Genomic DNA, 14,598 nt, shown 5'->3' with positions numbered 1-14,598 from the left:
TTAACCTTTCGTGGAATCAGGCGTTATGCAATTCACTCCAGACAGTGCATGGAAGATTACCGGTTTTACCCGCGAAATTAGCCCGGCCTATCGGCAGAAGCTGCTGTCGCTGGGCATGCTGCCCGGCTCGTCATTCCAGGTCGTACGCGTGGCGCCGTTAGGCGATCCGGTTCATATCGAAACCCGACGCGTGAATCTGGTCCTGCGTAAAAAAGACCTCGCGTTAATAGAAGTCGAAGCCTTATCCCGATAACAAGCCAGCGGTTTCAGTGAGTCTAAAAAAATGAAAAAGTTAACTATTGGCTTAATTGGCAATCCTAATTCCGGCAAGACCACGCTTTTTAACCAGCTGACCGGGGCTCGCCAGCGCGTGGGCAACTGGGCGGGCGTGACGGTTGAACGTAAAGAGGGCCAGTTCACGACGACAGACAACCAGGTAACGCTGGTTGACCTTCCCGGCACCTACTCCTTAACCACTATTTCGTCGCAAACCTCGCTCGATGAGCAAATCGCCTGTCACTATATTCTTGGCGGCGACGCGGATCTGCTGATCAACGTGGTCGACGCCTCAAACCTCGAGCGTAACCTTTATCTGACGCTGCAGCTGCTGGAGCTGGGTATCCCCTGCATCGTGGCGCTCAACATGCTCGATATCGCAGAGAAACAAAAGCTGCGCATCGACGTCGATGCCCTCTCCGCGCGCCTGGGGTGCCCGGTCGTTCCGCTGGTCTCGACGCGCGCGCGCGGTATTGATGCGCTGAAGCTGGCCATTGACCGTCACGCGGGAAATCGCGACGTTGAGCTGGTGCATTACGCGCAGCCTCTTCTGCGTGAAGCCAACGTGCTGGCGCAGGAGATGGATAACGCTATGCCTGCGAAACAGCGTCTGTGGCTTGGCCTGCAGATGCTGGAAGGGGATATCTACAGCCGCGCTTACGCCGGGCATGTGGCCGATAAGCTGGACGTGACGGTGGCTCGTCTTAGCGACGAGCTGGACGACCCGGCGCTGCACATCGCCGATGCCCGTTACCAGGCCATCGCCTCGATTTGCGACGTGGTCAGTAACGCGCTGACGGCGGAACCCAGCCGCTTTACGGCGGCAGTGGATAAGATTGTGCTTAACCGCATCCTCGGTTTGCCCATCTTCCTGCTGGTGATGTACGTGATGTTCCTGCTCGCCATTAACATCGGTGGCGCACTGCAGCCGATTTTTGACGCCGGTTCCGTCGCGGTCTTCGTGCACGGGATCCAGTGGGTGGGTTACACCCTGCACTTCCCGGAATGGCTCACCATCTTCCTCGCGCAGGGGATCGGCGGCGGTATCAATACCGTTCTGCCGCTGGTGCCGCAGATCGGCATGATGTATCTGTTCCTCTCGTTCCTGGAAGATTCCGGCTACATGGCGCGCGCGGCGTTCGTGATGGATCGTCTGATGCAGGCGCTGGGCCTGCCGGGTAAATCCTTCGTCCCGCTGATTGTCGGCTTCGGCTGTAACGTGCCGTCGGTGATGGGCGCACGCACGCTGGATGCACCGCGTGAACGTCTGATGACCATTATGATGGCGCCGTTTATGTCCTGCGGTGCCCGACTGGCGATCTTTGCGGTCTTTGCGGCAGCCTTCTTTGGGCAGCAGGGCGCGCTGGCGGTCTTCTCGCTGTATGTCCTGGGCATCGTGATGGCGATCCTGACCGGTCTAATGCTCAAGCACACCATCATGCGCGGTGAGGCGTCACCGTTCGTGATGGAGCTGCCGGTGTACCACGTCCCCCATCTGAAAAGCCTGGCGATCCAGACCTGGCAGCGCCTGAAAGGCTTCGTCCTGCGCGCCGGTAAGGTGATTGTCATCGTCAGCGTTTTCCTGAGCGCCCTGAACAGCTTCACCCTGAGTGGACAGGCAGCGGATAACATTAACGACTCTGCCCTCGCCTCCGTCAGCCGCGTCATCACGCCGGTCTTCAAACCGATTGGCGTGCATGAGGATAACTGGCAGGCAACCGTCGGCCTGTTTACCGGCGCGATGGCAAAAGAGGTGGTTGTCGGTACCCTGAATACGCTCTACACCGCCGAGAACATTCAGGAGCAGGAATTTAATCCGGCTGAGTTTCATCTCGGTGATGAGCTGCTGGGTGCCGTAGAGGAAACCTGGCAGAGCCTGAAGGACACCTTCAGCCTGAGCGTGCTGGCGAACCCGATTGAGGCCAGCAAAGGCGATGGCGAAATGGCGACGGGTGCCATGGGCGTGATGGGCGAGAAATTTGGCAGCGCGTCCGCGGCCTACAGCTATCTCATCTTCGTTCTGCTCTATATTCCGTGCATCTCCGTGATGGGGGCGATTGCCCGCGAGTCCAGCCGCGGCTGGATGGGGTTCTCCATCCTGTGGGGGTTAAACATTGCCTACTCGCTGGCGACGCTGTTTTATCAAACCGTTAACTTCAGCCAGCACCCGCGCTACAGCCTGGTCTGCATTCTTGCTGTTGTGCTGTTCAACGTGGTCGTTCTCGGTCTGCTGCGGCGGGCACGCAGCCGCGTCGACATCGACCTGCTGGCAAACCGTAAAACCGCCGCAACCTGCTGCAACAGCCCGGCGGGCGACTGTCACTAAGGAGCACACATCATGGCATCGTTGATTCAGGTTCGTGATCTGCTGGCGCTGCAGGGGCGAATGGAGGCGAAACAGCTGAGCCTCAGCCTGCATACGCCGCAGCCGATGATCGATGCCATGCTGGAAAGACTGGAAGCCATGGGGAAAGCGGTGCGGATTCAGGAAGAGCCGGACGGCTGTCTGTCCGGCAGCTGTAAACATTGCCCGGAAGGAAAAGCCTGCCTCACGGAGTGGTGGTCACTTCGCGAATAAAGACGGTCAGCGCCGAACAAAACTCGTCAGGATGTGAGATAAACGGCGCGTGTGCCGCTTTAGCGACCACCATTGATTGGCTTTTCGGCCACAGATCATCCAGCAGCGGAGCCACTTTGCGCGGCACAATTCCGTCAAGGTAACCATAAATACGCAGATGCGGTATCGTCAGGGAGGCCAGCGGCGCGCGCAGGTCAACCGTTTTCAGCAGCTCAAGACCGCCATTAAGCACCTCCACCTCCGGCATCGGCAGCGACAGCACGGTTTGCTTCAGCGTACGGGCATCCTTACGGGCGGTTTCAGTTCCCATCGTCTGCAGGGCGAGGAACCGCTCTACGGTCCGCTGGAAATCTTCGCTCAGCTGCTGCTGGAAGCCCGCCAGTACCTCGGGTTTTATCCCCGGCCACGCGTCCTGCGCGCTAAAACAGGGCGACGACGCCACCGTCACCAGCGCTTTTACGCGGTCAGGCCGCGACAGCGCAATCTGGCTTGCCACCAGCCCGCCCAGGCTCCAGCCCAGCCAGACAGCGTTTTGCGGCGCAGCGTCCAGAACCTGCTGTGCCATCTCATCAAGCGACATGGCCCCAAAACCGCGGCTGCGGCCAAAGCCGGGTAAGTCCACCAGATGCAGCGTGAAATGCGAGGCAAGTTCCTCACGTATGCAATGCCATATCTCTGCATTCAGGCCCCATCCGTGCAGCAGCACAAGATGGCAATTTCCTGTCCCTACGGTCTGCCACCACAGCGTCTTCATCAGTTACTGTTCTCTTTTTTCACATGGAGGTTGCACATGCTAACAGTACCTGGGTTGTGCTGGCTATGCAGAATGCCGCTGGCACTCAGCGGGTGGGGCATCTGCTCCGTCTGCACGCGATCGCTGCAATGGCGTATCGGGACCTGTCCACAATGCGGTTTACCGGCTACCAATCCCTCTTTGCCCTGCGGCCGCTGCCTGAAAAAATCCCCGCCGTGGAGTGCGCTGGTGGCAGTGGATGATTATGTTCCGCCGCTGAGCAGGCTGATTCACGCGCTGAAGTTTTCCGGCCAGAGTGCGCTGGCTCAGCCCCTTGCCCGACTGCTACTGCTGGCAGTTTTGCAGGCGCGGCGCCACCGCGCATTGCCGAAAATCGACAGGGTGGTAAATGTCCCCCTGTACCGACGTCGGCACTGGCGGCGGGGCTATAACCAGAGTGACCTGATCTGCCGTCCCCTCGCCCGGTGGCTTGGCTGTCAGTATGATGCCCGCGCGCTGACACGTGTTCATGCCACCGCCATCCAGCATCAGCTCAGCGCCCGGCTTCGCAAAAGAAACCTCAAAAATGCCTTTCGCCTTGAATTGCCGGTCGACGGTCTCCATATCGCGATTGTGGATGATGTCGTCACCACAGGCAGTACCGTTGCTGAACTTTCCCGACTGCTTTTGCAAAGCGGCGCCGCGTCGGTTCAGGTATGGTGTCTGTGCCGTACCTTGTAGCCCTTCTTCAATGGGCGTATGATTATACCCAGGTAATTTAGTCAACTATTAGGCCAAAGCTATGATCCGTATTTCCGATTCTGCACAAGCGCACTTTGCCAAACTGCTGGCAAATCAGGAAGAAGGGACGCAGATCCGCGTGTTTGTGATTAATCCAGGCACTCCGAATGCAGAATGTGGTGTTTCTTATTGTCCTCCGGACGCTGTGGAAGCCACCGACACTGCCCTTAAATTTGAACAGCTCACCGCCTATGTTGATGAGCTGAGCGCACCGTATCTTGAAGATGCGGAGATCGACTTCGTCACCGATCAGCTGGGTTCTCAGCTGACCCTGAAAGCGCCGAACGCGAAAATGCGTAAAGTGTCTGACGATGCCCCGCTGATGGAGCGCGTTGAGTATCTGCTGCAATCCCAGATCAACCCACAGCTGGCTGGCCACGGCGGCCGTGTTTCCCTGATGGAAATCACCGACGAAGGTTTTGCCATTCTGCAGTTTGGCGGCGGTTGCAACGGTTGTTCTATGGTCGATGTCACCCTGAAAGAAGGGATCGAGAAGCAGCTGCTGAACGAGTTCCCGGAACTGAAAGGCGTGCGTGACCTGACCGAACACCAGCGCGGCGAGCACTCCTACTACTGATTCAGTGCCCGTCTGTATTGCCCGGTGGCACGACGCTTACCGGGCCTACAAAAATAGTGAGGTCTGATGCCCTCACCCCGGCCCTCTCCCACGGGAGAGGGTGAAAACATTAAAAACGGTAACCTCGTGGTTACCGTTTTGCGTTTACCTCTCCCTCTATATGTTGACCTGTGTCTCATAATTCACATTTTGCCTTCCAGGGTGATTCTCAATCACGCCATGTTACCCGTATCATTCTCATGGGCACTAAACACACTCATAACAGCCGACTAAACTTAATCGTTTAAAAGGCATCAGTACTAGTGCCGTTACTTCTCTGTTCCCAGTTGGGACAATCGGAATTTGTCGTTGAAACAATGACGTTACCCATAACAATTCAAAGGCCAGGTAAATCATGCCATTAGTCATCGTTGCTATCGGTGTTGTGTTATTACTGCTCTTGATGATCCGCTTCAAAATGAACGGATTTATCGCTCTGGTTCTGGTGGCGCTTGCAGTCGGTCTGATGCAGGGGATGCCGCTGGTGAAAGTTATCAGCTCGATTAAAGCCGGTGTCGGCGGCACGCTCGGCAGCCTGGCGTTGATCATGGGCTTCGGCGCCATGCTCGGCAAAATGCTGGCGGACTGCGGCGGCGCCCAGCGTATTGCCACCACGCTTATCGACAAATTTGGTAAGAAGAACATTCAGTGGGCAGTGGTGTTAACCGGTTTTACCGTCGGTTTCGCGCTATTCTATGAAGTGGGCTTCGTATTGATGCTGCCGCTGGTGTTCACCATTGCGGCTGCCGCGAGCATCCCGCTGCTGTATGTCGGTGTGCCAATGGCCGCGGCGCTGTCCGTGACCCACGGCTTCCTGCCGCCGCACCCGGGTCCAACCGCTATCGCCACCATCTTCCACGCGGATATGGGTAAAACCCTGCTGTTCGGTACGATTCTGGCGATCCCGACGGTGATTCTGGCAGGTCCGGTTTATGCCCGCTTCCTGAAAGGCATTGATAAGCCGATTCCGGAAGGTCTGTACAGCGCCAAAACCTTCACCGAAGAAGAGATGCCTGGCTTTGGCGTCAGCGTCTGGACCTCTCTGGTACCGGTGATCCTGATGGCGATGCGCGCCGTGGCAGAGATGATCCTGCCGAAAGGTCATGCGTTCCTGTCCGTGGCGGAATTCCTGGGTGATCCGGTGATGGCAACGCTGATTGCCGTGCTGATCGCGATGTTCACCTTCGGTCTGAACCGTGGTCGCTCGATGGATCAGATCAACGACACGCTGACCTCTTCCATCAAAATCATTGCCATGATGCTCCTGATCATCGGCGGTGGCGGTGCGTTCAAACAGGTTCTGGTCGACAGCGGCGTGGACAAATACATCGCTGCCATGATGCATGAAACCAACGTGTCGCCGCTTCTGATGGCCTGGTCTATTGCCGCAGTTCTGCGTATTGCGCTGGGCTCTGCGACCGTTGCGGCGATCACCGCCGGCGGCATCGTTGCGCCGTTGATTGCCACCACGGGCGTGAGTCCTGAGCTGATGGTTATCGCCGTCGGTTCCGGTAGCGTGATTTTCTCTCACGTTAACGACCCGGGCTTCTGGCTGTTCAAGGAGTACTTCAACCTGACGATCGGTGAAACCATCAAGTCCTGGTCCGCGCTGGAAACCATTATTTCGGTGTGCGGTCTGGTCGGGGTGCTGCTGTTGAATATGGTGGTCTGATGCCCTAAGTCGGGTGGCGGCTACGCCTTACCCGACCTACATGAGCACTACCGGATAATAAAAAACCCGCCACTGGCGGGTTTTTTTATTACTTCTTCCCGGCAGCTTTTCGCCGCTTATCCAAATCCTTAATCAACCTGTTCACCCCGTCATCGGCAAACATAGCCTCAAGCGTGGTGGACAGCTTGCGACGCCAGTTCTTGTACTGATAGCTGGTGCCCGGGATGTTGACCGGCTCCGCCATATCAATCCAGTCTTCCGGCTGCAGGCCCAGCAGGGCGCTATTGCTGTCGGCAATATAACGCTGCAAACCACGGTTGAGGGTCGCGGTCATAGACATCAGCGACGCCTTATGCCCGGCACGTTTCGGCAGACAGCCCTGCTTGTGCAGCGCATCCAGCAGCCCCTGTTTGGAGAGTTCGCGATCCTGATACAGGCCGCGTAACACCTCTTCATCAGGATACAGGCCCAGCGTTTTGCCAAGGGTCAGATCGCCGCTTTCCCAATAGCCACGAAGCGTAGGAAGGTCATGCGTCGTCGCGACTGCCATTGACTGTTCAGGGTACGCTTGCGGCGCGCGGAAGGTTTTCTCATGGTCGTTTTCAAAATAGAGCACTTTATAGGAGTAGACGCCGCTGTCGCGGAGCTTGCTGACAATTTCCACCGGCACGGTACCGAGATCTTCACCGATCACCATGCACTGATGACGCTTGCTTTCCAGAGCCAGGATCGACAGCAGATCGTCAACCGGATACTGCACATACGCCCCGTGATCCGCCGTTTCACCGTACGGGATCCACCACAGGCGCAGCACGGACATCACGTGGTCAATACGCAGCGCGCCGCAGTTCTGCATGTTCGCGCGCAGCAGGTCGATGAACGGCTCGTAGGCGCGCGCCGCCATGACGTGCGGATCCATCGGCGGTAATCCCCAGTTCTGGCCGAGCGGCCCCAGGATATCCGGTGGTGCCCCCACGGAGGCCTTCAGGCAGTAAAGCTCACGGTCGCACCAGGTTTCCGCGCCGCCTTCCGCCACGCCCACGGCCAGGTCACGGTACAGGCCAATCGGCATTTTATAACCCTGGCTCACCTGCCAGCAGGCGGCAAACTGGCTGTACGCCAGCCACTGCAGCCACAGGTAGAAGTCCACTTCATCGGCATATTTTTTACAGAACGCTTTCACTTCCGGCGTGTCGACGGATTGATACGCTTCAGGCCAGACCGGCCAGCCCCAGCGCATTTCGTCCTCTTTCACCTGATACGCGTGCAGCGCATCGAACGCCGCCTGCCAGTACAGGCTCTCGCCCTCCTGCGTCACAAACTGGCGGAACGCCGCCATCTGCTCGTCATCGCGCTGCGAAAAGCCTTTCCACGCCAGGCGCAGCGCGGCCATTTTCAGCGCCGTGACGGTGGAGTAATCCACCCAGTCGGCTTCGCGCGCCTGCTTCAGCGCCTGTTGCGTGGTGCTGAGTTTCCACCAGGCCTGTGCCTCCTGGCTGTTTTTGAAATCATCTAAAGCGTTAACGTCGATATAAATCACGTTCAGCCAGCGACGGGACGACGGACTGTACGGGCTGGCGCTCTCCGGGTTGGCCGGGTAGAGGGCGTGGATCGGGTTGAGGCCGATAAACGCGCCGCCGCGCTCGCCCACGGATGCCAGCATGTTCTTCAGATCGCCAAAATCACCGATCCCCCAGTTGCTGTCGGAACGCAGCGTATAGAGTTGCACGCAGGCGCCCCACAGCTTTTTGCCTTCAAGCAACGCCTGCGGCTCGTAGCAGCGTTTTGGCGCGACGATCACCCGGCAGTGGAAACGCCGATCGTCCTGGGTGAGCGTCAGGGTGTGATAGCCCTCCGGCAGCTTCGCCGGAAGGTTTAGCGTTTTGCCGCCGGTGGCGTGGCCTTTGTGCTGATGCCCCTCTTCGGTCGTGAGCAGCCAGCTAAACTCGCCGCGCCCCTCCACCGCGAGCGGCATCTTTTTGCCTGCAGTGAATACCTTCACGTTCGGCACCGGCGCAGCCGACGCTTTCGCGTCGGTTTTGTGCATAGCGTCCAGCAAACGTCTTTTGGTGTCGGCGCCAATAGACTGTGGTTTGCCGTGAGCATTAATGTAACTGAGGCTAATTCCCGCCGCCTGCGCGGCACTGTCCAGACGTTTACTCTCCATCGCGCTTCCTTAGCGTTTTGCCTGCCAGATACGGGCCTGATAATCACGGATTGAGCGGTCAGAGCTGAACATACCGCAGCGCGCGGTGTTCAGGATGCACGCGCGGGTCCACGCTTCCTGGTCGCGATACAGCACATCGACCTGTTTTTGCGCTTCAACGTAGGCCGTGAAGTCCGCCATCACCAGATACGGGTCACCGCCGTGTTTGTCCATGCTGTGCAGCATCTGGTCAAACGCGTGCTTGTCGCCGTCGCTGTATTTGCCGCTCTCCAGCTCCTTCAGCACCGCGTCCAGCACTTTGTCTTTCTTACGCCACTTCACCGGGTCGTAGCCTTTGGCCTTGATGGCTTTCACCTCTTCCACGGTGTGGCCGAAGATAAAGATATTCTCTTCGCCCACCTTCTCGGCGATTTCGACATTGGCCCCGTCGAGCGTGCCGACGGTCAGCGCGCCGTTCAGCGCCAGCTTCATGTTGCCGGTACCGGAGGCTTCTTTCCCTGCGGTTGAGATCTGCTCGGAGATATCTGCCGCCGGGATCAGCATTTCAGCCGCCGAGACGCAGTAATCCGGCAGGAACACCACCTTCAGCTTGTCGCCCACTTTCGGATCGCTGTTGATCGCCGCCGCCACTTTATTGATGGCGAGGATGATGTTTTTCGCCAGATAGTAGCCCGGGGCCGCTTTCGCACCGAACAGGAACACGCGCGGGACGCGATCGGCCTGCGGGTTCTCGCGGATCTCTTTGTACAGCGCCAGAATGTGCAGCAGGTTCAGGTGCTGGCGTTTGTACTCGTGCAGACGTTTGATCTGAATATCGAAAATCGCATTCGGGTTGATCTCAATCCCGGTACGCACTTTCACAAACTCCGCCAGGCGAACCTTGTTCTCCAGCTTGATCGCCCGGTACTGCTCGCGGAATGTCGCGTCGTCAGCATATTTTTCCAGGTTGATGAGCTGGTCCAGATCGTTGGCCCACTCTTTCTTCAGGGTCTTGTCCAGCAGGCCCGCCAGCAGCGGGTTGCACTGCTTGATCCAGCGACGCGGCGTGATGCCGTTGGTCACATTGTGGAATTTGGTTGGCCACAGCTGGTGGTATTCCGGGAACAGATCTTTGACCACCAGATCCGAGTGCAGCGCCGCCACGCCGTTCACTGCAAAGCCGCTCACCACGCACATGTTCGCCATGCGTACCTGCTTATCGTGAACCACCGCCAGCTTCGCCCAGACCGCCTTGTTGCCCGGCCAGGTCTTGTCCACCAGGGTTTTAAACTGGTCGTTAATCTTGTTGATGATCTGCATGTGGCGCGGCAGCAGCGTTTTCACCAGCTTCTCATCCCAACACTCCAGCGCTTCTGGCATCAGCGTGTGGTTGGTGTAGGCAAAGGTACGGCTGGTAATGGCCCAGGCGTCGTCCCAGCTCAGCTGATGCTCGTCGATCAGCACGCGCAGCAGTTCCGGGATGGCAATGGTCGGGTGCGTGTCGTTGAGCTGAATCACTTCGAAGTCCGGCAGCTGCGCCAGCTTGCGGCCCGCCAGGTGATGGCGACGCAGAATGTCCGCCACAGAGCAGGCGCACTGGAAGTACTGCTGCATCAGGCGCAGCTTTTTACCGGCCAGGTGGTTGTCGTTCGGATAGAGGACTTTGGTCAGCTTCTCGGCGTCGATGCCCTGCTGCTCGGCCCGCAGGAAATCGCCGTCGTTGAATTTAGTCAGGTTAAACGGGTGGGCGTGCTTCGCCTGCCACAGACGCAGCGGCTGCGCCACGCCGTTACGGTAGCCAAGCACCGGCAGATCCCAGGCTTCGCCGGTGATGGTGAACGCCGGTTCCCAGAGACCTTGTTTCGTCACTTTCCCGCCAATGCCAACCTGCACGTCAAGCTGCGCGTTATGGCGGAACCACGGATAGGTATTGCGATGCCAGTCGTCCGGCGCTTCCATCTGGTGGCCGTCAGCAAACGACTGACGGAACAGGCCGTACTGGTAGTTCAGGCCGTAGCCAATCGCCGACTGGCCGACGGTCGCCATGGAGTCAAGGAAGCAGGCCGCCAGGCGTCCCAGGCCGCCGTTGCCCAGCGCCGGGTCAATCTCTTCTTCCAGCAGGTCGGTCAGGTTAATGTCGTGTTCTTTAAGGACGTCACCGACCTCCTGATACCAACCGAGGTTCAACAGGTTGTTGCCCGTCAGACGGCCAATCAGGAATTCCATTGAAATGTAGTTTACATGGCGCTGGCCTTTTACCGGTTTTGCCAGGGGTTGAGCATCCAGCTGCTCTGCGAGCGCACCGCTCACTGCCTGCCACCACTGGTGAGGCGTCATCTCGTTTGCAGCATGAAGGCCAAAACGCTGCCACTGACGCGTCAGGGCAGCCTGGAATTGAGCTTTGTTGAAGGTAGGCTGTGACATAGGGGATCGGCATCCTTTAGAAAGAAAACACAAGTTGGCGCTAGTGTGCCTGGCTCATTTCTCCTCTTCCTCCTCCCGAGGGGGATTAGACAGGGAGGAGTAGCGGGGATGAGCAGAAAAGTGTGATCAAGGCCACTCTCAGAGCATAGTTCGAGTGTGCCCGGAAGATAAAAAAGTAACCGAGGAGAATGTCAAAGAAATGAAATGCGGTTTCGGGTGAAATTAAACCCCGCCGAAATAATTACTTACGTAGAATAATATTTCGGCAATCGGGAAATCGCTAAGGAGATTATTAATCTCCCTTAACTTTACCAGAAGTATATTAAATTCGACGTCACTATCCCTTCCTGAAACCAGTTTCAGCGCAGCCGCAGCACAGCCATACAAGCCAGCATTGACGGGGCATCAAAGACCTTTTCAGAAAGTTCCCTCCTCTGCCTGAATGTTTTGTGACAGAGTGCAAATTCACAGCCACCAAATCCAGACATAACTTGCAATAGTTAACTTATTGGCCGACCTTATAACCATTAATTACGAAGCGCAAAAAAAATAAAATCTCTCGTTCCCCACAGTGAAGTGAAACCTATGTTGATTCCGTCTAAATTAAGTCGCCCGGTTCGTCTTGACCACACAGTGGTCCGCGAGCGTCTGTTGGCTAAACTTTCCGGCGCGCATAATTTCCGACTGGCGCTGGTTACGAGCCCTGCAGGTTATGGAAAAACAACGCTCATTTCGCAATGGGCCGCAGGTAAGAGCGATCTTGGCTGGTACTCTCTTGATGAGGGCGATAACCAGCAGGAGCGCTTTGCCAGCTATCTGATTGCCGCGATACAGCAAGCCACCCATGGGCACTGCGTTGCCAGTGAGGTGATGGTGCAAAAGCGCCAGTACGCCAGCCTGTCCTCCCTTTTCTCTCAGCTGTTTATCGAACTGGCTGAATGGCATCGCCCGCTATACGTGGTGATTGATGATTACCATCTCATCACTAACCCGGTGATTCATGAATCAATGCGTTTCTTCCTGCGCCATCAGCCGGAAAACCTGACGTTAGTGGTGCTGTCACGCAACCTGCCGCAGCTGGGTATTGCCAACCTGCGCGTGCGCGATCAGCTTCTGGAAGTAGGTAGCCAGCAGCTGGCCTTTACCCACCAGGAAGCAAAACAGTTCTTTGACTGCCGCCTGACCTCACCCATTGAGGCCGCTGAAAGCAGCCGCCTGTGTGATGACGTCGCGGGCTGGGCCACGGCGCTGCAGCTCATCGCCCTCTCTGCCCGGCAAAACAACAGTCCAGCCCATCAGTCAGCGCGGCGTCTGGCCGGCATCAACGCCAGCCACCTCTCTGATTACCTGGTGGACGAGGTGCTGAACAGTGTCGATCCCTCGACGCGTAATTTCCTGCTGAAAAGCTCGCTGCTGCGCTCCATGAACGATGCCCTCATCGTGCGGGTGACGGGCTGTGAAAACGGTCAGCTGCAGCTCGAAGAAATTGAACGTCAGGGCCTTTTCCTGACGCGCATGGACGATCCCGGCGAGTGGTTTAGCTATCATCCGCTGTTTGGTAGCTTCCTGCGCCAGCGCTGTCAGTGGGAACTGGCGGTTGAACTGCCGGAGATCCACCGCGCCGCTGCCGAAAGCTGGATGGCACAGGGCTTCCCGAGCGAGGCCATCCACCACGCGCTCGCTGCCGGGGATGCCAGCATGCTGCGCGATATCCTCCTCAATCATGCGTGGGGCCTGTTTAACCACAGCGAGCTGACGCTGCTGGAAGAGTCCCTCAAAGCCCTGCCGTGGGAAAGCCTGCTGGAGAATCCGCGTCTGGTGCTGCTGCAGGCCTGGCTGATGCAGAGCCAGCATCGCTACAGCGAAGTGAACACCCTGCTGGCGCGCGCCGAGCAGGAGATGGAAAGCGAGATGGATACCACCCTGCACGGCGAGTTCAACGCGCTGCGCGCTCAGGTGGCCATTAACGATGGCGACCCGGACGAAGCGGAACGGCTGGCGATGGTCGCGCTGGATGAACTGCCGCTGGCCAACTTCTACAGCCGCATCGTGGCGACCTCCGTGCACGGCGAAGTGCTGCACTGCAAGGGCGACCTCACGCGTTCGCTTTCACTGATGCAGCAAACCGAACAGATGGCGCGTCGTCATGATGTCTGGCACTACGCGCTGTGGAGCCTGATCCAGCAGAGTGAGATTTTATTCGCGCAAGGGTTCCTGCAGGCTGCCTGGGAAAACCAGGAAAAAGCGTTCCAGCTGATTCGTGAACAACACCTGGAACAGCTGCCGATGCACGAATTCCTGTTGCGTATTCGCGCTCAGCTGCTGTGGGCATGGTCGCGTCTGGATGAAGCAGAAAGCTGCGCCCGCCAGGGTGTGGATGTTCTTTCCAGTTTCCAGCCTCAGCAGCAGCTGCAGTGCCTGGCGCTGCTGGTGCAGTGCTCGCTGGCGCGCGGCGATCTCGATAACGCCCGCAACCATCTTAACCGCCTGGAAAACCTGCTCGGCAACGGTCAGTATCATAGCGACTGGGTGTCAAACGCCGATAAGGTCCGGGTGATTTACTGGCAGATGACCGGCGATAAAAAATCCGCCGCCAACTGGCTCCGTCAGACGCCAAAACCGGAATTTGCCAACAACCACTTCCTGCAGAGCCAGTGGCGCAACATTGCCCGCGCGCAGATCCTGCTCGGTGAATTAGAGCCTGCTGAGATTGTGCTGGAAGAGCTGAACGAGAACGCGCGCAGCCTGCGCCTGATGAGCGATCTGAACCGCAACCTGCTGCTGCAGAACCAGCTCTACTGGCAGGCGGGTCGTAAAAACGATGCCCAGCGCGTGCTGCTGGAGGCGCTGCAGCTGGCAAACCGCACCGGGTTTATCAGCCACTTTGTGATTGAGGGTGAAGTGATGGCGCAGCAGTTGCGTCAGCTTATCCAGCTCAACACGCTGCCGGAGCTGGATCAACATCGCGCCCAGCGTATTCTGCGCGAGATTAACCAGCATCATCGGCACAAGTTCGCGCATTTCGATGAGAACTTCGTTGAACGTCTACTGAACCACCCAGAAGTGCCGGAGCTTATCCGCACCAGTCCGCTCACCCAGCGCGAATGGCAGGTTCTGGGGCTGATCTATTCAGGTTACAGCAATGAGCAGATTGCCGGTGAGCTGGCGGTGGCGGCGACCACCATCAAAACGCATATCCGCAACCTGTACCAGAAGCTGGGCGTGGCGCATCGTCAGGATGCGGTACAGCATGCACAGCAGCTGTTGAAGATGATGGGGTACGGAGTGTAATTCATTGCCCGGCGGCGCTACGCTTGCACGGGCCTACGGGTGTTGTAGGTCGGGTAAGCGC

Annotated in this window: 10 protein-coding genes; 7 read left to right on the top strand and 3 right to left on the bottom strand. The window is 57.7% G+C overall.

All coding sequences use genetic code 11. From position 1 onward, the window contains the following. The first annotated feature begins 25 nt into the window (after nt 1-25). The 3 genes from feoA to feoC are packed head-to-tail and all read left to right on the top strand — an operon-like array spanning nt 26 to nt 2,854. Complete coding sequence (gene feoA / locus BFG58_RS21860; protein ID WP_008503050.1) at nt 26-253, top strand: ferrous iron transporter A; 228 nt, start codon at nt 26-28, stop codon at nt 251-253. A 30-nt stretch (nt 254-283) separates the two neighbouring features. Next, a complete protein-coding gene (gene feoB / locus BFG58_RS21855; protein WP_069720567.1) occupies nt 284-2,602 on the top strand; it encodes a Fe(2+) transporter permease subunit FeoB in 2,319 nt (772 codons plus the stop codon). Nucleotides 2,603-2,614: 12 nt separating this feature from the next. Further along, complete coding sequence (gene feoC / locus BFG58_RS21850) at nt 2,615-2,854, top strand: [Fe-S]-dependent transcriptional repressor FeoC (RefSeq protein ID WP_045909345.1); 240 nt, start codon at nt 2,615-2,617, stop codon at nt 2,852-2,854. Here feoC and bioH read toward each other — a convergent pair. Next, on the bottom strand, nt 2,826-3,608 hold the full coding sequence (gene bioH / locus BFG58_RS21845; RefSeq protein ID WP_069720566.1) for a pimeloyl-ACP methyl ester esterase BioH: 783 nt from the start codon (nt 3,606-3,608) through the stop codon (nt 2,826-2,828). The genes feoC and bioH overlap by 29 nt on opposite strands. Before the next feature lie 36 nt (nt 3,609-3,644). Between bioH and gntX the strand changes: the two genes are divergently transcribed. The 3 genes from gntX to gntT all read left to right on the top strand — a co-directional run bounded on the left by gntX (nt 3,645) and on the right by gntT (nt 6,676). Next, on the top strand, nt 3,645-4,328 hold the full coding sequence (gntX, locus tag BFG58_RS21840) for a DNA utilization protein GntX (RefSeq protein ID WP_069720565.1): 684 nt from the start codon (nt 3,645-3,647) through the stop codon (nt 4,326-4,328). 61 nt (nt 4,329-4,389) lie between these two features. Next, nucleotides 4,390-4,965 (top strand): Fe-S biogenesis protein NfuA, encoded by a 576-nt coding sequence (gene nfuA / locus BFG58_RS21835; protein WP_008503055.1) that lies wholly within the window; start codon nt 4,390-4,392, stop codon nt 4,963-4,965. 394 nt (nt 4,966-5,359) lie between these two features. Continuing rightward, the gene (gene gntT, locus BFG58_RS21830) at nt 5,360-6,676 is read left to right on the top strand and encodes a gluconate transporter (protein WP_024907902.1); all 1,317 of its coding nucleotides are present in this window, start codon (nt 5,360-5,362) and stop codon (nt 6,674-6,676) included. 88 nt (nt 6,677-6,764) lie between these two features. Here the strand turns inward: gntT and malQ are convergent, their stop codons facing one another. Both malQ and malP read right to left on the bottom strand, forming a co-directional pair. After that, nucleotides 6,765-8,843: a 4-alpha-glucanotransferase gene (gene malQ, locus BFG58_RS21825; protein ID WP_069720564.1), complete on the bottom strand. Its 2,079-nt coding sequence runs from the start codon at nt 8,841-8,843 to the stop codon at nt 6,765-6,767. A 9-nt stretch (nt 8,844-8,852) separates the two neighbouring features. After that, nucleotides 8,853-11,246, bottom strand: coding sequence for a maltodextrin phosphorylase (malP, locus tag BFG58_RS21820; RefSeq protein ID WP_069720563.1), 2,394 nt, complete (start codon nt 11,244-11,246; stop codon nt 8,853-8,855). Between the two features lie 585 nt (nt 11,247-11,831). Here malP and malT point away from each other — a divergent pair. Further along, nucleotides 11,832-14,537: an HTH-type transcriptional regulator MalT gene (gene malT / locus BFG58_RS21815; protein WP_045909015.1), complete on the top strand. Its 2,706-nt coding sequence runs from the start codon at nt 11,832-11,834 to the stop codon at nt 14,535-14,537. Nucleotides 14,538-14,598 lie beyond the last annotated feature (61 nt).

This window comes from Enterobacter sp. ku-bf2 (genome assembly GCF_001742765.1).
Classification (GTDB): domain Bacteria; phylum Pseudomonadota; class Gammaproteobacteria; order Enterobacterales; family Enterobacteriaceae; genus Enterobacter; species Enterobacter quasiroggenkampii.
This window is presented reverse-complemented; position numbering and strand designations above follow the sequence as displayed.

Bases quoted from the DNA above. Each gene is read 5' to 3' on its own strand.
- feoA (WP_008503050.1), top strand. From the start codon at position 26: ATGCAATTCACTCCAGACAGTGCATGGAAGATTACCGGTTTTACCCGC.
- feoB (WP_069720567.1), top strand. From the start codon at position 284: ATGAAAAAGTTAACTATTGGCTTAATTGGCAATCCTAATTCCGGCAAG.
- feoC (WP_045909345.1), top strand. From the start codon at position 2,615: ATGGCATCGTTGATTCAGGTTCGTGATCTGCTGGCGCTGCAGGGGCGA.
- bioH (WP_069720566.1), bottom strand. From the start codon at position 3,608: ATGAAGACGCTGTGGTGGCAGACCGTAGGGACAGGAAATTGCCATCTT.
- gntX (WP_069720565.1), top strand. From the start codon at position 3,645: ATGCTAACAGTACCTGGGTTGTGCTGGCTATGCAGAATGCCGCTGGCA.
- nfuA (WP_008503055.1), top strand. From the start codon at position 4,390: ATGATCCGTATTTCCGATTCTGCACAAGCGCACTTTGCCAAACTGCTG.
- gntT (WP_024907902.1), top strand. From the start codon at position 5,360: ATGCCATTAGTCATCGTTGCTATCGGTGTTGTGTTATTACTGCTCTTG.
- malQ (WP_069720564.1), bottom strand. From the start codon at position 8,843: ATGGAGAGTAAACGTCTGGACAGTGCCGCGCAGGCGGCGGGAATTAGC.
- malP (WP_069720563.1), bottom strand. From the start codon at position 11,246: ATGTCACAGCCTACCTTCAACAAAGCTCAATTCCAGGCTGCCCTGACG.
- malT (WP_045909015.1), top strand. From the start codon at position 11,832: ATGTTGATTCCGTCTAAATTAAGTCGCCCGGTTCGTCTTGACCACACA.